Below are 18,278 nucleotides of genomic sequence, written 5' to 3'. Positions count from 1 at the left end.
GTTAGAACAGTGCGCGGACCCGTGCCGCCGCTTTATGCGCTCCGTCCAATGGGCCGGAGCGCATTTTTTCTGTCCAAGTCTCCCCCTGCGCGATGAGGTCAGGGGCATTCTCGATCCAGCGGGCGCGCCCCTCTTGCACCAGCGCATTCTGTATCCGTGAAATGTCGCGGCGCATGCGGACCGGCGCAAAGCGCATGGCCAAGGCGTGACTGAGCGGCTTGTGGCGGAAATTATGCGCAGAGCATGCCCAGCATCCCGGAGGGTCGCTGGGATCAAAGAGATAGAGCGGCCGCCCAAGGCTTGCGGCCTCTGCCAGCATCGACATGCTTTCTCCGGTCACGACGAACCGGTCCGCCAAGCCAAGAAAGGCGGAATAGGGATTGGCGTTTGTGGTGTCGCGCTGATGCCACCAATAGGTTTCGGCGGGAACATTGAGGGTCGCGCGCACCGCCTCTGCCACAGCGCGAGGTGTGCGGGGGCTACCGGTGACCAAAGCCGTCCCACCGGTTTGGCGCACCAGGCGGTTGATGCCTTCGGCCAGACGACGGCCTTTTTCAGCGGTAAACACGAAGGGGCCGCTATCGCCGCCAATCAGCACGGTGGTAAAAGGGCGCGGCAGATGTGCAAGGCCGGGTGACGCCTTCTGTGCAGCCGCATCCACGCCTGCGCGGGTAAACTGGTGCATGGGCAGCGGATTGATCAGCACCTTGGGCCCCGGTGTCAGGAAATACTGTGGCGTGCTGACAATCAGGTCATAACACTCAGGCGGCGCCCAAGGACGGCCGATATGCACAAGGCGCGTGAGGCCACCCGATTGCTGACGAATCCACCGTGCCACGGGTTCGTTGCGGCGTCCGGCGCTGATCACCAAATCCGGCCAAGGCGGGGCCAATGCGCTGGAGGTCTGCCGGTTGATGCCCATGAGGGTGGCCCCCAACACGAGATGCGGCAGCAATTCCCAGCTGCGGGCAAGGATCGTCTTGCTCTCAAACGGCCATCCCAAAGCCTCGGCCAGTGCCAGCACCTGCGTATTGTCACCCGCCTTGCGCCCCAGAAGGCACCAGACCCTGCCATGTGGCGATGCGTTGTTGTGATCCAACGACGATTCCCTTTCTCTGCGCGCGATGTTGCACATTCCATGTCACAGACTGGCACCTGTACCCCATCCGGACAAAATTACCCATACAAAGACCGAGCGATACCCTCTATGAGCAAGGCACGAAACCCTGATCCCTTACTGGATTGCCTGAATATGACCAACACATCCTACCGCGAGATATGGGAGGTGGCCTCGCGTCACCTGACACTCACAGCTCTGTTCTTCTTGCCCAAGGCCAAGAAGATCTCTCTGGAACGTCGTCTGCGCGGCAAACAGGAATATGCCAAGCTGCAACAGGCGGACTGGGCGCTGGTGTCATGGGGCAAGAGCGGACGCACATGGTTCCGGGTCATGCTGTCGCGGTTCTATCAGCTGCATTTCAACCTCGACACCGAGTATATGCTGGAGTTCGACAATTTTCACCGGCTCAATCCAAATGCGCCGAAGGTATTGTTCAGTCATAACAATTACATCCGTGATTATCTCGGCCAATGGGACAATCTTGCGTATTATCGCGGCAAGAAGCTGGTGCTGTTGGTGCGTGATCCGCGCGATGTCGCGGTGTCGCAGTATTTTCAATGGCGTTATCGCATGTTGCCCCGGAAAAAGGCGCTGAATTCCTATCCGCCGCATGGCACCGAGGTCGATATTTTTGATTTCGTGTGCAATCCCGATTGCGGCATCCCGCGCATTGTCGAGGCGTTCAACGTCTGGGCCCGGTCAGTGCCAGAGTTGGGGGATGACGTGCTGGTGGTGCGCTATGAGGATTTGCGCAGCGATCCGGCAGAGGTTCTGCGCCAAGTGGTGACATTCACCGGCACCACACCGGACCCCGCCCATATCGAAGCGGCCAAGGACTATGCCGCCTATGAGAATATGAAAAAACGCGAGGCAAAAAACGAGGGGATGCGGGCCAGCGGTCAACGGGTCAAGCCGGGCGACGAGAGCAATCCCGACTCGTTCAAAGTGCGGCGCGGCAAGGTCGGCGGTTATCGCGACTATTTCACACCCGAGCAATTGCGCGTGGTTGATAGGATGGTCGAGGACGTGCTTGACCCGGTCTTTGGCTACAGTGGCGGCTGAGCCGGGCACGTCATTGCCCCTTGCCCACTCAAGGGCTTAGCCCGCGGGGCTGGACTCGGCTTTGCTACGCTCTGCCGCCTCCTTGCTGTAGCGTTGCACCAGCAGATAGTCAGACACCGAATCCACATCCACTGAGGCATGCGCAAAGGGCAGGATCACGACGCCAATGCGCAGGCCGACGCGGCGGGACAGGCCCGCAAGCGCCTGATCGAGACTGAGCCAGCCAAGCCTGTAGCGCAGCAAGGCCCAGAGCCCCAAGAGCCGGATCACCACGAGCGGCTTTTTACGGTCCTTTTCGACACGTCGCCAGAAATCGGCCACGCCACGCCCTTCTTGCGTCATGAAGGCGAAGAGGTTGCAGCCGCAATAGCCACCGTCACGGAACTGAAGCACAGTTTTCTTCAGGTCGGGATAGGTATCTCTGACCAGATCATAGGGGGCCAGACCGATCACCACGTCACAGCCGCTCTTGGCGCTGCCACGGCAGAAGTGATCGACAATTTCACCCGTCAGCAAAGGATGGTCGGCGGTGGTGATCAACACCGGCTGTGTTGCGGGAAACCGGCTGAGCATCTCATGCGCGCTGGTGCTGGGAGAGACACCGGGAGCGGTCCAGTCCACCCGGTTCTGCGCCATGAGTTCCGTCAGCCCGGCATCGCTTTTGACGCAGGCTTCGGTGGGGCCGCTCAGGTGGATCGAGGCAATAGAGGAGGCCTGCTCGAGCGCGTTTATCACGCGGCGGATCATGATCGTTCCATCTATGTCAAGCAGCGCCTTGCAGGCCACGCCGGTTTCATCACGCAGAGCATCACGGTCTGCCCGCTCACCAGCGAGAATTACGGAAGTAAAGTCTTTCACGGTCTCACTTTCTCAGCGCCTTGATTTCCTGATCTGCTCTCGGCCGGTCTACAATGGTTTTTGGTAAACGCGATAGCGCTTGTAGATCGTGCTGCCGATTGCTTCGATGATGTGTCGCATGCCATGATTATCTTCTAGTATCCAGCCCATCTCGACCGACGTGACGTTTCTTTGCTGCATGGCCTTGCGCACGGCGTCGATCACCAGAAAGGCAAGGGTCGGGCCAAGGCGCGAATTCTGGTATTCCTTGCGCACCCCCATCAGGGCGACGCGCGCGCTGCGGGGGCCTTTGACCTTGAGCCGCCAGAGCAGTTTCGCCCAGCCAAACGGCAAGAGCCGACCGCGCAGATCACCGATCAATTCGTTGACATTGGGGAAGGCGGTGATAAAGGCCACCGGCCGCCCGTCGATTTCCGCAAACTGAATGTAATCATCGGACAAGAGCAGAGATAGAACCTTGGCAGTTTCAGCGAATTCCGCCTGCGTAAAGGGGACAAACCCCCAGTTGTCGGACCATGCATCGTTGAAGATATCACGCATGGCCTCAAAATCGGCGGCTTTTGCCTTGGGATTGAGCGGCCGGATGGTCACCGTCCGGCTGGCCCGCGCGGCCAGTTTCAACATGACGTCGGGGGCGACAAAATCCGGGCGCACCTTGTAGGTAAGCAAATCCTTGATCTTTATCAGCCCCTGATCCTCAAAGCGCTGCTGATAATAGCGCGGCGCATGGCCCATCATGATAAACGGGGGATCGTCGAAATTCTCGACCAAGAGCCCGAGATCTTCGTTGATCGTCAGGTTGTAGGGCCCGCGCATAAAGGCCGCGCCTTTTGTGCGCAGCCAGTTTTGCGCGGTCTCGAACAGCGCGTCGCATACGGCGGTGTCATCAATGGCTTCGAACATGCCGAAATAGCCGATCTTGCCGCCGCCGTCCTCTTCCGGCTGAAGCTGGTCAAGCTGCGCGGTAATCCGTCCCACCGGCGCACCATCCCGATAGGCCACCCAGCAGGCGACGTCGCAATGCTCAAACAGCGGCTTGTTGTTGAATACGCGCTCTTTCTGCTCGAACATCAGCGGCGCAATCCATGCCGGATCATTGGCGTAAATGCGATCGGGCAGATGCAGGAAATCCTGTATCGTTTGACCGCTCTTGGCTTCGACCAAGCTGATCTGATTGCGATCAGACTTTGCTACTGACATGAAGTGCCTTTCTTGCAGTGAATGGATCCTGCCCTTGATATGCGCGGATGGCAGATAACAGATACCATGAGACTGTCCACGCCCCACCCTGACGGCAACCTGAGGTGGCGGCGCATACCCATCCCTGACCCCAGAGGCGCACGGGCTGGACAAATCACGGAAACTGCTTGCAATTCCAGCACCTAGCCTCAAATAACGTGGCGAGTATCCACACTGCACATGAAGAAGTCGAGTCACATTGGCCAAATTCATTCTCGCGAATGCGCAACGTCACAGAGCATTCAACAATGCTTTCGTTCGAAACATCCTGTGGTTCGTCGATTATGTTCTTGTCTCCACGTTCATGGGGCTTTTCAGGGTTTTGCCCTTGGCTTGGGCCTCGGGGCTTGGGAGGCGTCTTGGGACGCTCTTTGGCAAAATCGCCTATCGGCGATCCCAGCATGTGCGCGCCAACCTCTCGCTTGTTTTGCCAGAGAAATCCCCCGCTGAGATCAGCCGACTCGCGGATGAGGTCTGGGGCAATGCGGGCTCGGTTTTGGCGGAGTATCCCAATCTTCACAAGATTGGTGATATTCGGCGGAATTGTATCAGTATTGAAATACTCGAGCAAATTCCCGCCTATACTGCGCCGCACCCACCTGCGGTGTTTGTTGCGGCGCATTTGGCCAATTGGGAAGTGATCGCGCTTGCGATTACCCGGCTTGGCATTCCGGCGCGCGCGATGTACGCGCCGCTGTCCAATCCTTGGCTCGACCGGCTGATGCTGAACTATCGCAGCGTTCTGGGATGCGATCTGGTGTCGCGTGATGACGGGCTGCGCGCCTTTATGGATGCGTTGAAATCAGGCCGTTCTCCGATGATGATCACTGACAGGCGCATCGAAGGGGGCAAATCGCTCCCGTTTTTTGGCGAGGGGAAAGAGACCTCTATCCTGCCCGCCCGACTGGCTCTGCGGTCTGGCGTGCCGCTGGTGCCAGTGCAGGCAGAACGTTTGCCGGGGGCGCGGTTTCGGGTGCGTTTCCATGCCCCGCTGGTCCCCAGGGACCCCGGCCTTGACCGCGACAATCAGGCGGTTGACCTCGCCAATCAGATCAACGAAAAGTTCGAGCAATGGATAACGGCAAAGCCCGGAGAATGGCTTTGTACGAGCAAAATATGGCCGTCTACTGTTCTTCGGGCCAAGACCGATGTATATGAAGACGGGTAAGTTCGGCGCATATCAGGAGTGCCCCCATGTCTAATCATCAGCCCAGTCGCACCCACCGTGTCGACGAGTCGGTGCGCTTGTTCGACAATCCAATTCTGGAAAAGCTGAGCCATGTCCATCCGATCGTTCCGTTGCTGGTCTGGGGCCCGGTGGCGATCTGGCTGTTGGTGCGCGCGGTTAGCGTGCATGGGATCGGATTTTCCGGACTGCTGTTGATCGGGGTGGCCGGTTTGGCGACATGGACGCTGGCAGAGTATCTGTTGCACCGCTATCTGTTCCATTTTGAGCCCAAGACCGACGCGGGCAAGCGGTTTATCTATCTGTTCCACGGGGTCCACCACGACACGCCGCAGGACAAGACCCGCCTGCTGATGCCGCCCGCCGGGGCGCTGCCGATCATTGCCGTGCTTTACCTCTTGTTTTACACGGTCCTGCCCTATCCTTGGGCCGAGCCGTTCACCGGGTTTTTCATCATCGGTTATCTGGTCTATGATTACATCCACTATGCGACGCACCATTTTCCGATGCGTCACCCCCTGCTGAAGTTCCTCAAGCATTACCACATGCGTCATCACTTTTCGAATGAGGATGGCAGATATGGGGTAAGCTCTCCCTTTTGGGACTGGATATTCCGCACATACCCGTCCAAGACAGAGCGGTCTGGTCGAGACTAGGCGCAGGCTGCGTGACCTCATATCCGCGCCGCCGATCCGGGATGGGATCCTGCTATGGCCAAATACTATTTGATGCCCAAGGGGCTGGTTGAGCGGATTGGCTGGATCCAAACCCCTGTCTGGCTTCTGGAAGCTTCGGTTTTCTATCTCTTGCTTGGATTTGCCCGGATCGTCCCGTTTCGGGTGGCGGCCGTGGTCTTTTCGCGTCTGCTGGGAAAGTTTGGCTATTATAATGAGAAAAAGCGCCGTGTGGTGCGGCGCAATGTGTCCTTTGTTTTGCCAGACGCCAGCGAAACCGCGCGCGAGGACGTGGTGCGGCAAATCTTTCGGTCCACCGGCCTTGCGGCGGCGGAGTTGTTTCTGCTCGGTCGCCTGTGGCGACGACGCGCGCGGCATCTGGAGTTTTCGATCCACCCAGAGGCTCAGGCCGCCTTTGACCGCAAAGAGGCGATTGTTTTTGCCACGGCCCATGTCGGCGCATGGCAACTGTGCAACCTGATCGGGCGGGAATATGGGTTGACGATTTCCGTCATTTACACCCAAGAGCCCAATCCGTGGCTACATAAGTTCTTTCTTGCCAGACGTCGCGCATTTGGTGGCCCGCTTGTGCCAAGCACGGGGGGCGCGCGCGAGCTTATGCGGGAACTGGCGGCGGGGCGTTCTGTTGGCGCCGCGTTTGATACCCGGATTGATCAGGGAGAGATGGTGCCGTTGTTCGGCGTGCCGACGCCCACCAGCACCTTGCCGGCCATGCTCGCCCAGCGGGGCTATACCCTTGTGCCCATCCGGGCAGTGCGCTTGCCAAACTGTCGGTATCGGATCGAGGTATTGGCCCCGCTCAGCCCGAGCGCGCCGGACGCCCCGCGCACGGAGCGGATACTTGATCTGACCCGCCAATTGAATGCGTTGTTTGAAAGCTGGATCCGCGAATATCCGGGCGAATGGGTCTGTATGAAGCGACGCTGGCCCAAGCCAGATCCTGCGGCGGCAAAAGCGCCTGATGTCTGAGCCAATAATGAGCCCGCGTGTCTGGGTGGTGGATGCCTACAGATCGGGCGAGAAAACCCAATTGCGCGCCTTGGCCGACGGGCTGGGTTGGCCCTATGAGATCAAAACCCTCAAATACCGCAAATTCGAGATGCGCACCAACCTGTTGCGCGGCAAGGATCTGCGGGGCATCGATGTGCCGGCCTCTGATGCGCTTGCGCCGCCATGGCCCGATCTTGTGCTGTCCATGGCAATGCGCAACGAACCTGTGTGCCGGTGGATCCGCGATCAATCGGGCGGTCGCACCCGGCTGGTGTTTCTGGGACGTCTGTGGGCCGATCCAGCGCTGTTCGATCTGGTGATCACCACACCGCAATACCGGGTCCCCGACGGGCCGAATGTTCTGCGCAACGCCCTGCCCCTGCATCCGCTGGGACCGCGTCGTCTGGCCGAGGCCAAGGCCCGCTGGGCCCAAGATCTTGCCCATCTGCCGCGGCCCTATCTGACCGTGAATATCGGTGGATCAAGCGGCCCCTATGCCTTTGGTTCACGGGCGGCGCAGCGGCTCTTGCGCGATACGCTGGATCTGGCGCGCAAGCGTGGTGGATCGCTCTTGGTCAGCTCGAGCGCGCGAACCCCGCACCAAGCGATTGACGCCTTTGCCGCGCAGCAAGAGGTGCCCATGCATCTGTATCGCTGGACACCCGGTGATCCAGATAACCCCTATCTCGGGTTTCTCGCCCTCGCCGATGAGATCATCGTGACGGCCGACAGCATCTCGATGTTGTCAGAGGCCTATGCCACCGGGAAACCCGTGCATATGTTCGATCTGAGCGCGGGCTCTTTCAGCATGCGCCGCGATACGCTGTTGGCGCTCGGAGAGACGCAACAGGCGGAGGCCCTGCGCCGACAGGACACGGACCGGCCCGATTTGACCCTTGGCGCCTTGGCATACCGGGGGCTGATGCGATGGGGTTGGAAACATCTGTCACGCGATATCAGCCAGATGCATCTCAGGCTGGTGCGTTCGGGCAGAATGAACTGGCTGGGAGAGCCGGTGGCGGCGCCCCAAGGGACGCCACCGCCAAGCGACATGGCGCGCGCCGTCGCGCGGATCAATGCGCTCATGGGGTTGGCGCCGCCCGAGGAGGGCGCGCAGACGCTGGCCTCAGAGCCGATTACCCAGCCCTGATCCCCGCCGAAGGGGCAAGACGGTGCACGATATCCGCCGCGTCCGAGAGGCTACTGTTATGCGTGATCGCAAGGATCGTGAGGTGTTCGCGGAGCGCGCGCAGGGTCTCGATGATTGCGGCCTCGCTCTCTGGATCGAGGGCGCTGGTGGCCTCATCAAGGATCAGAAGTTGCGGCTCGTTGATCAAGGCGCGTGCAATGGCAACCCTTTGACGCTGTCCACCGGATAGCCGTCCGCCGCGTTCTCCGACTACAGTATGAACGCCCTCGGGCAGATCGTTCACGAACTCCCATGCCCCGGCCTTTTTCAAGGCTTGCTCGACCCGCGCCGTCGAAATCTTGGGGTCCCCAAGCGAGACATTGTGAAGGATGCTGTCGTGGAGCAACACGGTTTCTTGTGGCACATATCCCACCATCCGCCGCCACGCCTTAAGGTCTATTTCCTCAAACGGAACGCCATCCACGGTGATTTCCCCGCCACCGGGCCGCAACAGACCGATGACAAGATCAATAACCGTGGTTTTGCCAGAACCCGAAGGGCCAACCAGCGTGGTGATCTGATGCGCCGGAATGTCTAGTTCGAGACCGGCAAACACCGAATGCCCGTCATAGGAAAATGCGATGTCGCGCAGCGATATTCCGGTATTCAGCGCGGGTGCTATATGCCCGCCAAGGTGCTCTTGTTCGGCTTCAGCGCGGCTGTTGGTTTCCTTCAGCGACCAATAGGCGCTCTCACATTGGACGAGTTTCTGATACTGTTTTTGAACCTTGCCTAAAAAATTGTAGGCCCGCCCCAAGGTCACCGCAAGAATGAGCACGGTGGCAAAATCCATCGAGAGGACGCCCAAGGCCAGATAAACGCCAAAGGCGATGATCATCACGAACATCAGGTCCTGACCGGAATTGAGAGCGGCACTTGCCAGCACCTGACGGCGCAGCGCCTTGTTCAGCCGGTTGGTCTCGTGCTTCAGCAATTCATCCGCGAGATGTTCACGCGCCATTGCCTTGAGCGGTTTGACCGATTGCAGGGTGTCTGTCAGATGCGACATCAACGAGACCATCAGATCGGTTTGTTTCTTGCCCGCCTTGCGGGTCATGCGCACCAGAAAATGCGACAGTCCGATGATCACGATCCCGCCAATCAGGCTAAGCAGTGTCGCCTTCCACGATATCAAAACGGCGACAGAGGCATACACAAGCGCCTGAATGAAGAAGGTGAGTGCAGTGGCACCGAACATATAGCCATCTGCCGCGCGTTGTGCCTCGGTTGCGAGCGCGTTGGTCAGCTTGCCCGTCGGCTGGTGCAGGAAAAAGTGCCAGCGGCTGCGCATCATGTTGCGCAGGATTTGCAGCCGCAGATCGGTTCCGACCTGCGCGGCGGTATAGCCGACCTGACGCTGTGCGACCAAGAGCAAGACCGCCTTGAAACAAGCCGCAACCACGATCAATATCAGCAAAGCACCCAGCGTGGCGGGAATTCCGGCCCAAGCGAGGGCATCCAGCACCACCTGCTCCATCGCGCCCGGAGGTTCCGCCGTGGCCGCAGACTGGTCGGAATAGAGCGCGATCTTGAGCATGGGCAGCATCGCGGAAACACCCAGCCCCTCGGCCAAACCCGAAAAGAACAGGGCCAGCACCATGAGGAAACTGGCCATCGGATAGGCGCGGAAAAGGTTCAGCATCAAACGCATGAGAGGACTTTCGTGTCTTGGTCGGACGAATTGCGCACCGGATGCACAGTTATCCTGTAGTTGCGGCATGCGGTCAAACTGCCTGCCGCAATCGGTCTTGAACCGGTATCGAGGGGCCGTGTCATGACGCGCATGCCGCGTGCGGGCGCGGTATTGTCAAACTGACGCATCGACCCGTCTCCATTTTCTGACCCTCGCCCAAACGTCGGGTTGTGAGGGTCACGCTCCATCCCGTATCTGTAGGAACAATATTGTAAAGGTTATAGGCCGCCGCCTCGTGGTGCATCGAAGAGGCCGAAGGAACCCCGATCACCGGCACAGACCCGTCGCGCGTTGTCAAGCTCTGCTGATGGCTTCTGTGGCTGTGGCCATGCAGGACCAGCTCGACGCCCTCGGTTTGCAGCAAGGCTCGGAGGGCTGCGCCGTCGCGCAGATGTTTGCGCGCCACGACCGTCCCGTCGAGCGGTGGGTGATGGATCATGAGCACCCGAAACAGCCCCTCGCTGCGGGTGCGCCGTAGCAAGGCAGCAAGCCGATCAAGCTGAGCCTTGCCCATTTCGCCTGAGGCAAACCCCAAGGGCGTGGCAATGGCACTTGAGGTGCCAATCAGGGCCAGCGGGCCCCGTCGGCGCAAGACGGGAAAGGCCTGTGCAACATCCGTGGTCCGAAGGGCCTCATCGCCTTGCCAATAGGGTTGCCAAGATGCCGCCCCACGGTCCCAGGCGCCGTCAATCAGCGCCTCGTGATTGCCGGGAATGACCATGACATGGCGTGGATCGCCCAGCCCTTCTAGCCAAGTGCGGGCCGCGCGGTATTCACTGTCCAGGCCAAGGTTGGTCAGATCCCCGGTCACCGCGATCAGATCAGGGGACTGGCACCGCAGGTCTGCGATCAGCCGAGTCAGTGTTTCAGGCCGATGGCGGCGGTGCCGTTTCAAATGCCACGACAAGAGGCCAAGCAGGCGCTTGTTCAGCACGGCGCGCAGCGGCACGCCACCGGACAACGGCAGGTGCGGGTCCGACAGATGCGCCAGCATTGCCCCTGCTCGCGACTTGGGGTCTTTGGGGGCCTGCATTGCCATTGCCATACTTACCGTCATGGGGTCTACGGGCCGGGGATTTATCCCGGCCCGAATGCCTAATGCGCGCCGGCACTCTGGCTGGTGGTGGGGATTTCGGCACTGGCCGAGACATGCTTGAACGCCGCCACAATCGTGTCGATCTGCTCAAAGCTATGCGCGGCACTCATGCTGCAACGGAGCAACGCCTCACCTTCGGGCGCTGCCGGTGGCAATACCAGATTGACATAGACACCTTCGGCCAAAAGCGCGTTCCATATCCGCGCACCCTCTTCTCTTGATGGCACGCGCACCGCGATAACCGGGCTGACCGAGGCGGCCAGCTCATAGCCTGCGGCCTTCAGGCCGTCATAGAGGCGTTCGGCATTGGCCCAGAGCTTTGCCTTGAGCTCTGGCCGGGTACGGATCGCCCGGAGCGCGGCATCGGCGGCGGCGATGTTGGCCGGGCTGGATGAGGCAGTAAAGATATACGGGCGGCTGCCATAGCGTAGCAATTGCATCTCGGGATGGCGGCTCACACAGAAGCCGCCGAGAGAGGCAAGGCTCTTGCTGAATGTGCCGGTGATGAAATCGACCTGATCCAGAATGCCAGCCTCTTCACAGAGCCCCAGCCCCCTATCACCATAAACCCCAAAGGAATGGGCCTCATCGACCATGAACCATGCGCCGTATTCCTTGGCAATGGCACAGAGTTCCGCCAGCGGGGCCACGTCACCCAGCATGCTGTAGAGTCCCTCTGCAATCACGAGCGCGCCTTTGGCCTCGGCTCCGAGGCGTCTGAGCCGCTTGCGCAGATCGTCGGGATCATTGTGCCGGAAAGCCATAAAATCCGCGCCACTGATGCGGCAGCCGTCATAGATACAGGCATGGCTGTGGGAGTCGAGAACCACCTTGTCGCCCGGTCGGAGAATGGCCATCAAAAGGCCAAGGTTGGTCTGGTAACCGGTTGAAAAGATCATGGCCGACGGAACGCCATAGAACTCTGCAAATTCGCGCTCTAGAGCGGCATGGCCAGCAAAACTGCCATTGGCCATGCGCGATCCGGTGGTGCCACTGCCCTGCTCGTGCATGGCCAACGTGGCCGCCTCAAGGACTGTTGGATCAAAGGTCAGGCCAAGATAGTTGTTGGTGCCAACGAGGATCGTGGGACGGTTGCCAATCACCGCCTCGGTTGAGGACAGGATTTTTTGCATGACGATCCGGCTCGGGTCTGCCTCGACGGCGCCCAATGCGTCACGCAGATGCGCCAGTTCGGCGAAGCGTTCTGAAATGCTCATGATTTGTTTTCAACGAGTTGTTTGATTTGATCGGCGAGGTTTTGGACCGTGGTGACATTGGCCATCATGTTCAACGGGAAACTGACGTCAAAGGTGTCTTCCACCTCCATCAGCAGTTCCATCATGTTGATCGAGTCGAGGCTCATATCGGCCACAAGGCTTGTTTCTGCGGTCAATTCGCCAGATTTGATCGGAAACTTGGCAAGGCGCTGAAACAGCGTCTGCATGATCTCTTGTTCGAGGTCTTGGGTCTCATGTGACATTCGATATGCCCTTATCAGATTTCGACGGCACCCTCTTAACCAAAGAAGATAGCCCGTCCTCCAGAGGAATCAGCGGCTGCCAGCCTGTGGCGCGGCTAATTTCGGTGTTGTCGCACACCCAATCCGGATGGCGTAATTCGTTAACCTTGCCGGGTGTCAGCATCGGCATGTACCCAAACAGGCGCGCGCCAAGCATATTGACCATGGCGACGGATCTTAGTGCGGTCTCGGGTATCCTGAAACGCCAGCCGCGACCCCGCCCTGCGACGCCTTCGACGATGGTAGCAATCTCGTCCCAGCTATACCCCAATCCATGCCCGTCGTGGAGTTCATAAGTACCCTGCGCGGTGCTGTCCAGAAGTTTGACAATCGCTTGCGCAAGGTCATCCACATGCAGCAATGAGGCGCGCGCATTCGGTACGCTTGGCATCGGACTGAGGCCACGCGCCATCATCAGAAAGAGCGGCACCAGTTCACGGTCACCGGGACCATAGACTGCCGGCGGGCGCAATACGGCCGTGGACAGATCTGTGGTCATGGTTGCCGCCGACAGCCGGTCTTCGCCCGCGCGTTTGCTGGCGGCGTAGGGCGACAGGTGCGGCGCGCGCGCGGCCAATGAGGAAATCAGGATCAGCCGGGTCACGGACTGAGAGGCCAATGCAGCCCGCGCGACCGTAGACACGCCCTTGGCATTCACCACAAGAAAATCGGCATCGGTGCGGCCACGCACCCGTCCTGCGACATGGACCACCGCCCCTGCCCCGTCCAGCAACCGCGCCACGGCGCGCTCGTCCGACAAACCACCCGTAACCGTTTCCAGATCCGGGTGGCTGATTGTCAGCGGCTGCCGGTGAACCAGCGCGCGCACCGATCGACCCGCAGCAAGTAGCTGCCCGATCAGGGCCTGCCCGACAAAGCCTGATGCACCCGTTACCGCAACGGGTCCATTCATGCGATGTAACGGATCGGCGCCCTGCCCTGCTGCTCTACAGGCAGGCTTTCGATAGGTTCCGGCTGGACTTGGATTTTGGCGGCACGGCGTCTGTCAAGGAAGTCGAGCCGCGCCCGAGCCCGTGCCAGCTTGCCCGAAGATGTGCGGGGCAACGTGCGTGTCGGCACCAGTTCGATGACGCAATCAATACCGAATTCGGAGCGCACCAAGGACGCGATGGTTTTGCTCAGACGCGCGCGCTTGATCTCGTCGCGCTCACGGCATTGCACCACCAGAACCGCCGTTTCCTGCTGGTCCACTTCGGAGGGCACCGAGAAGGCTGCGGCGTCGGTGTAATTGACGCCCGGCTGAGTTTTTGCCAGATATTCCAGATCCTCGGGCCAGATGTTACGGCCGTGGATGATGATCATGTCCTTTTGACGCCCGGTCAAAAACAGCCGCCCGTCCGCCATGTATCCAATATCGCCGGTGTCGAGCCAGCCATCCGCGCTCAGGCATTCCTGAGTGGTGGCCTCGTCCTGGAAATACCGGCTCATCACGCTTGGACCGCGCAGATGAATGACCCCGGCCTGACGTTCAGGAAGCGGCGTGCCGTTTTCATCACGAACCGACACTTCAAAGCTGGGCAATAGCGCACCGCAATCCACATAACGCGCAACGCGGCGCTTGGATTTGACGGCGTCCTGCGGATCGAGCGGTTGGGCAACGCTGTCTTGCTGCATCTGTTCCGCATCGACATAGTCGATGTTCAACTCTTCATCCAGACCGGCAAAGCTGATGCCAAGAGAACATTCAGCCATGCCGTAACAGGGCAGAAACGCGGTCGATTTGAACCCCGACGGCGCGAGCGCTTCGGCAAAGCGTTTCAGCGGCTCGGGATTGATCATTTCAGCACCGACGCAGGCAACGCGCAGCGCGCTCAAATCCCACTGTTCGGCATCGCTCGGACGCACCCGCATCGCGGCGAGATCATAGCCAAAGGGAGGTCCGGAGGTGATGGTTGTCTGATTGGTCGACATCATCTCGAGCCATTTGCGCGGACGCATGGCGAAATCCTGCGTTCCCAGAAAATCGACGGAACGCTGAGTGGCCATCGGCATCATGATAAAGGCGACAAGGCCCATATCGTGGTAAAATGGCAGCCATGATCCAAACCGATCCCGGTCATTCATCTTGAGCCCGTGGGTCGCCATATCATTGATGTTGGCGAGCACGGTCGCATGGTCGATGACCACGCCGCGCGGAAAGCGGGTGCTGCCCGAGGTATATTGAATATAGGCGATGCTGTCGGGCGATACCGGTGGCAGGTCTTGTGCCGAAGGCGCAAGACTGTCGAAATCCTCGGGCGTGCCAACAAAGGTCAGATCAGAGCCTGCCGTGGCTTCCTCAAGAAAGCTCATCCACTCGGTCGGGGCCATCGCAACCGTCGCACCACAGTTTTGGATCAGCCCCCGCAATTGCGCGACATAGCCCGCATGGCCCCCAATGTGCATCGTGGCGGGCAACGGAACCGGAACAAGCCCGGCATACTGGCAGGCCCAGAAGAACCGTACGAAATGCGGTGAGGTTTCTGCAACAAGGCCAACCCGCCCACCCGGCTCGACACCCAAGCTCAGAAGACGATGTGCAAGTTCGATCACATCAGCCTGAAGATCGGCATAGGTGGAGCTTGCGTACAGTTCTCCGCGGGCGTTATAGAAATTGACCCCGGTCTCACCCTTGGCTGCATAGTCGAGAGCCTCAATAAGAGTCGGGAAGTCTGCCCGCCGCAACGCGAGGGGTTGCGAACTGCCTGTCGCCTGCATCTCAATTATCCTTATTTCGGTTCCGAATGCTTTCGGTTTGAGCTTAGTCATACCAAGTATATTGTAACTGGGCCTCTACTGGCACAAGCTAGCGTTTCACGTCAAGAGTGTGGCACAGGTCGGGCATGGGCCATTCCGAGCCGTAAAATGGCCCGATTCTGCTGGGCGCGATCCAATCGGACATTGTTTCGCAGTTTCCGTGCGAGGCGTTCACCAGCGCCATTGTCGCACCCGCAATGGATGCTTCGGCTTTGCCTCTCCCAAACCGCGGCGGACATGGCGGTGGACGCCGAGACCCATGCGACGCATCGTTACGTTCTCTGCCCGTGCGGGATTTCATATCCGGTTGCGGATATTTTTCGCAATGATTGACAAAAAATGGTTTTAAAACAGCTTGCTATGCAACGATTAAAGGAGCTGCCAGAGGCATTGCGCCCTCAATCGCCGCCCGGAAACTGGGATTTACGGCCGCAGCCCTCTGACCAAGGATGGCATCAGGGCCAGTTTTCAGGATGACGTCACACGAACCGCCCCGGCAGAGTGCCGCAGATCATCTTGCGCATTCTCTGCCAAAACAGTACCGCTGCGCCTTGTGTGAGGCGGGGGAATGCCGCCCGAAACCCTTGCAAAACCACGTCGGCAACATCTCGCTCTTGATGTAACAATTGGTTTCCAAGCCGTAACATGTTCACGAGACACGCTGAATCTGCGATCCCGGCGTGCTTTTTGCGCCACCTGCGCGGCACTGTCTGAATCACCCCGGCCGATGCTGCCCTCTGCATGCCCCCCCTGTCTGACCTGCACACGCGCCACTGATCACCCATAGTGACCCCGCGCCCTGCAAACCCGGAGTTCGCTCGGACATGAGGCCGTTCTGACCGCCATGTCAGCCGTTATGCCCCGCACGCCACTTTTTTATCAGACAGTGCAATTATTTGACGTCTTCACGTGCCAGCCTGCTTGCCAGCAAATCCCCTGTCTCAGACAGGATTGGGTAACCGATTATAGAGAACGAGGTGTTGATCTGCTTGAGCACTCTCAACGTTTCTTGGTGAATGCTGCTTGTCTCGATGCTTTCGACCAATCCCTGCCGCAACCGCCCAAGGTGCTCGCGTTGGAGGTTTTGTTCAACCGAACGAACTTTCTCCTTTGCCGCGACAAGCTCGCGGGCTGCATCCGGATTCTGTGTCATGAGGACATTGAGGCCAAGTTGCACATTGGTCAGGACGCGGTCATGAAAATCGCTGATCTCTTGGCTACCCTGTTCAGAAAACGTCACCCCTTCTGCGTTCAACCTTCTGGCCAGGTCGGTCAGATTACGGGAAATCGAGTCAGACGCGGCCTCAAGATTGGCCGCTATGTTGGCAAGTTCATGTAATTTTCGACTGTTGTCCTCATCGAGCCCACCACGGTTCATCTGTGCAAGGAAGAGTTTCAGCTTTTGATGTCTATTCTTGACCTGAGCGTCCTTCTTTCTGATCGCGTCTGCCGTTCCATCATCCCATCGGTGAAACAGCGGCCCGGTTGCGCGCAACATCGTTTCGATCATCTCGCCGATGTGCAGAACTTCGCGCGCTGAAGCGGTCAGCGCACTGCGAGGATTATCAATGGCGGTTGTTTCAAGCGCAGTGGCCCCCTCCATTTCAGCAAGAGGGTCAGGCCGGTCCGGCAAGAAGGTTTCCGCCAACCGCGCGAACGGACCAAGAAAGGGCATCGCCACCAGCGCCAAGCAAAAATTGAACGCGAGGTGAAGGTTAATCGTCTGCTGGCTCGGGCTGGTCCCGAGCCATGACAGAGGATCATCCAGACGCGAAAACATGATCAGCACCACAGCCGCGCCACCGCCGCGAAGCACAAGGTTTGCCACCACCATCTGACGGGCGGGAACGGGCGACGACAGCGTCAGAATATAGGCGATGAATGCACCACCGAGATTGGCGCCAAGCACCATCGCTGCCGCCCCTGTCGCGGGCAGCAAGCCCTGCGCCACAAGGGTCACAAACAGCAAGATCGCCGCAACGCTGGAATGCACCGCCCACGCAAAGACCGCCCCGATTGCGAATGCCGCCATAAGATCGTTGCCAAGATACTGCATGGCCGCAACAGTGCCGGGACTGTCGATCAGGGGGGTTGCCGCACTGCGGATCATGTCCAGAGATACGAAAATGAGCGATAGCCCTATCAGTATACGGCCCATTTTGCGCGTGCGCCCATGCTCACTGCGTAAAAACAGGGCGACACCGACCACCAAGAGCAACGGTACCAAAAACGTCTGCCGGACCAAGAGCAACTGCGCGACAATCGCCGAACCCAGATCCGCGCCCAGCAAAATTGCGAGCCCGACCAGAGTGGAAATACTGCCCTTGGATACGAAATTCGACACCATGATCGCGACAGCGGTCGAACTTTGCAGGAAAATAGCCGTCCCGGTTCCGGTGGACATCGCCAAGAGTCGGCTCTTGGACGACCGGCGAAGCCATTGCCGTAATTGCACGGAGAACCCACGTTCCACCCCGGTCCGCACAAGACGCACGGACCAAATGAGCAGCGAAGCCGCGCCAGCCACTTGGAGAATGAAGAGAAGAATATTGGGTTGTTGCACGATGGCCTTTCCAGTGAATTGATCCCGCCCGACGCGCCCTGAAACGTCAAAAAAGGCCGAACCGGGTAAAACTACATGCCTTCATGATCCTAAATACCCGTTCGTGCAATATCGTCGATTGAGCGTGTCGGGCCTTTGCCCCCCTGATCGGCCCATTGCTAACGCGCTTATGATAACGTTGCAGTCACGATTGTGTTGATCAGATCATTGCCGGGCGGATCATCTCGGAGCGCGTTCTGAGACAGCGAAATGGATCAGGTTGGCTCAGGTTCGACCGCTACAAATACGCCCGGCCCGCCATAATGAGCGAT

The 18,278-nt window shown here is 59.1% G+C and carries 15 protein-coding genes; 5 read left to right on the top strand and 10 right to left on the bottom strand.

Annotated features, from left to right (window positions below):
- Nucleotide 1: 1 nt before the first annotated feature.
- Nucleotides 2-1,099, bottom strand: a complete 1,098-nt coding sequence (locus ACN0SW_RS15890; RefSeq protein ID WP_417728909.1) for a mitochondrial fission ELM1 family protein — start codon at nt 1,097-1,099, stop codon at nt 2-4.
- Between the two features lie 153 nt (nt 1,100-1,252).
- Here ACN0SW_RS15890 and ACN0SW_RS15885 point away from each other — a divergent pair, with 153 nt between their 5' ends.
- Nucleotides 1,253-2,182, top strand: a complete 930-nt coding sequence (locus tag ACN0SW_RS15885; RefSeq protein WP_417728908.1) for a sulfotransferase domain-containing protein — start codon at nt 1,253-1,255, stop codon at nt 2,180-2,182.
- Between the two features lie 36 nt (nt 2,183-2,218).
- On the opposite strand, the gene ACN0SW_RS15880 is transcribed toward ACN0SW_RS15885, so the two are convergent.
- Together ACN0SW_RS15880 and ACN0SW_RS15875 are read right to left on the bottom strand one after the other, a co-directional pair.
- Complete coding sequence (locus ACN0SW_RS15880) at nt 2,219-3,040, bottom strand: nucleotidyltransferase family protein (RefSeq protein ID WP_417728907.1); 822 nt, start codon at nt 3,038-3,040, stop codon at nt 2,219-2,221.
- Between the two features lie 48 nt (nt 3,041-3,088).
- Nucleotides 3,089-4,240 carry a GNAT family N-acetyltransferase gene (locus ACN0SW_RS15875; protein ID WP_417728906.1) on the bottom strand — a complete coding sequence of 384 codons (1,152 nt, stop codon included), beginning with the start codon at nt 4,238-4,240 and terminating at the stop codon, nt 3,089-3,091.
- 238 nt (nt 4,241-4,478) lie between these two features.
- Between ACN0SW_RS15875 and ACN0SW_RS15870 the strand changes: the two genes are divergently transcribed.
- The 4 genes from ACN0SW_RS15870 to ACN0SW_RS15855 are packed head-to-tail and all read left to right on the top strand — an operon-like array spanning nt 4,479 to nt 8,300.
- Nucleotides 4,479-5,447, top strand: a complete 969-nt coding sequence (locus tag ACN0SW_RS15870) for a lysophospholipid acyltransferase family protein (RefSeq protein WP_417728905.1) — start codon at nt 4,479-4,481, stop codon at nt 5,445-5,447.
- A gap of 26 nt (nt 5,448-5,473) precedes the next feature.
- A complete protein-coding gene (locus tag ACN0SW_RS15865) occupies nt 5,474-6,121 on the top strand; it encodes a sterol desaturase family protein (RefSeq protein WP_417728904.1) in 648 nt (215 codons plus the stop codon).
- Nucleotides 6,122-6,175: 54 nt separating this feature from the next.
- Nucleotides 6,176-7,129: a lysophospholipid acyltransferase family protein gene (locus ACN0SW_RS15860; protein ID WP_417728903.1), complete on the top strand. Its 954-nt coding sequence runs from the start codon at nt 6,176-6,178 to the stop codon at nt 7,127-7,129.
- A gap of 7 nt (nt 7,130-7,136) precedes the next feature.
- The gene (locus tag ACN0SW_RS15855; RefSeq protein WP_417728902.1) at nt 7,137-8,300 is read left to right on the top strand and encodes a mitochondrial fission ELM1 family protein; all 1,164 of its coding nucleotides are present in this window, start codon (nt 7,137-7,139) and stop codon (nt 8,298-8,300) included.
- Here ACN0SW_RS15855 and ACN0SW_RS15850 read toward each other — a convergent pair.
- The 7 genes from ACN0SW_RS15850 to ACN0SW_RS15820 all read right to left on the bottom strand — a co-directional run bounded on the left by ACN0SW_RS15850 (nt 8,287) and on the right by ACN0SW_RS15820 (nt 17,967).
- On the bottom strand, nt 8,287-9,990 hold the full coding sequence (locus tag ACN0SW_RS15850; protein ID WP_417728901.1) for an ABC transporter ATP-binding protein: 1,704 nt from the start codon (nt 9,988-9,990) through the stop codon (nt 8,287-8,289). The genes ACN0SW_RS15855 and ACN0SW_RS15850 overlap by 14 nt on opposite strands.
- Before the next feature lie 121 nt (nt 9,991-10,111).
- The gene (locus ACN0SW_RS15845) at nt 10,112-11,077 is read right to left on the bottom strand and encodes a metallophosphoesterase family protein (protein WP_417728900.1); all 966 of its coding nucleotides are present in this window, start codon (nt 11,075-11,077) and stop codon (nt 10,112-10,114) included.
- A 50-nt stretch (nt 11,078-11,127) separates the two neighbouring features.
- Nucleotides 11,128-12,345 carry a serine palmitoyltransferase gene (gene spt, locus ACN0SW_RS15840; protein WP_417728899.1) on the bottom strand — a complete coding sequence of 406 codons (1,218 nt, stop codon included), beginning with the start codon at nt 12,343-12,345 and terminating at the stop codon, nt 11,128-11,130.
- Nucleotides 12,342-12,608 (bottom strand): acyl carrier protein, encoded by a 267-nt coding sequence (locus tag ACN0SW_RS15835; protein WP_417728898.1) that lies wholly within the window; start codon nt 12,606-12,608, stop codon nt 12,342-12,344. The genes spt and ACN0SW_RS15835 overlap by 4 nt, the downstream gene beginning before the upstream one ends.
- Entirely contained in the window at nt 12,598-13,560 is a 963-nt protein-coding gene (locus tag ACN0SW_RS15830; RefSeq protein WP_417728897.1) for an NAD-dependent epimerase/dehydratase family protein, read from the bottom strand. The genes ACN0SW_RS15835 and ACN0SW_RS15830 overlap by 11 nt, the downstream gene beginning before the upstream one ends.
- A complete protein-coding gene (locus tag ACN0SW_RS15825) occupies nt 13,557-15,365 on the bottom strand; it encodes a fatty acyl-AMP ligase (protein ID WP_417728896.1) in 1,809 nt (602 codons plus the stop codon). The genes ACN0SW_RS15830 and ACN0SW_RS15825 overlap by 4 nt, the downstream gene beginning before the upstream one ends.
- Nucleotides 15,366-16,296: 931 nt before the next feature.
- Complete coding sequence (locus ACN0SW_RS15820) at nt 16,297-17,967, bottom strand: Na/Pi cotransporter family protein (protein WP_417728895.1); 1,671 nt, start codon at nt 17,965-17,967, stop codon at nt 16,297-16,299.
- Nucleotides 17,968-18,278: the final 311 nt, after the last annotated feature.

It is taken from the genome of Roseovarius sp. (genome assembly GCF_048262375.1).
Taxonomy (GTDB): Bacteria; Pseudomonadota; Alphaproteobacteria; order Rhodobacterales; family Rhodobacteraceae; genus Roseovarius.
This window is presented reverse-complemented; position numbering and strand designations above follow the sequence as displayed.

Excerpts from the sequence above, each read along its gene's own strand:
- ACN0SW_RS15835 (WP_417728898.1), bottom strand. The coding sequence starts at position 12,608 with ATGTCACATGAGACCCAAGACCTCGAACAAGAGATCATGCAGACGCTG.
- ACN0SW_RS15855 (WP_417728902.1), top strand. The coding sequence starts at position 7,137 with ATGAGCCCGCGTGTCTGGGTGGTGGATGCCTACAGATCGGGCGAGAAA.
- ACN0SW_RS15885 (WP_417728908.1), top strand. The coding sequence starts at position 1,253 with ATGACCAACACATCCTACCGCGAGATATGGGAGGTGGCCTCGCGTCAC.
- ACN0SW_RS15830 (WP_417728897.1), bottom strand. The coding sequence starts at position 13,560 with ATGAATGGACCCGTTGCGGTAACGGGTGCATCAGGCTTTGTCGGGCAG.
- ACN0SW_RS15825 (WP_417728896.1), bottom strand. The coding sequence starts at position 15,365 with ATGCAGGCGACAGGCAGTTCGCAACCCCTCGCGTTGCGGCGGGCAGAC.
- ACN0SW_RS15865 (WP_417728904.1), top strand. The coding sequence starts at position 5,474 with ATGTCTAATCATCAGCCCAGTCGCACCCACCGTGTCGACGAGTCGGTG.
- ACN0SW_RS15850 (WP_417728901.1), bottom strand. The coding sequence starts at position 9,990 with ATGCGTTTGATGCTGAACCTTTTCCGCGCCTATCCGATGGCCAGTTTC.
- ACN0SW_RS15845 (WP_417728900.1), bottom strand. The coding sequence starts at position 11,077 with ATGGCAATGGCAATGCAGGCCCCCAAAGACCCCAAGTCGCGAGCAGGG.
- ACN0SW_RS15875 (WP_417728906.1), bottom strand. The coding sequence starts at position 4,240 with ATGTCAGTAGCAAAGTCTGATCGCAATCAGATCAGCTTGGTCGAAGCC.
- ACN0SW_RS15860 (WP_417728903.1), top strand. The coding sequence starts at position 6,176 with ATGGCCAAATACTATTTGATGCCCAAGGGGCTGGTTGAGCGGATTGGC.
- spt (WP_417728899.1), bottom strand. The coding sequence starts at position 12,345 with ATGAGCATTTCAGAACGCTTCGCCGAACTGGCGCATCTGCGTGACGCA.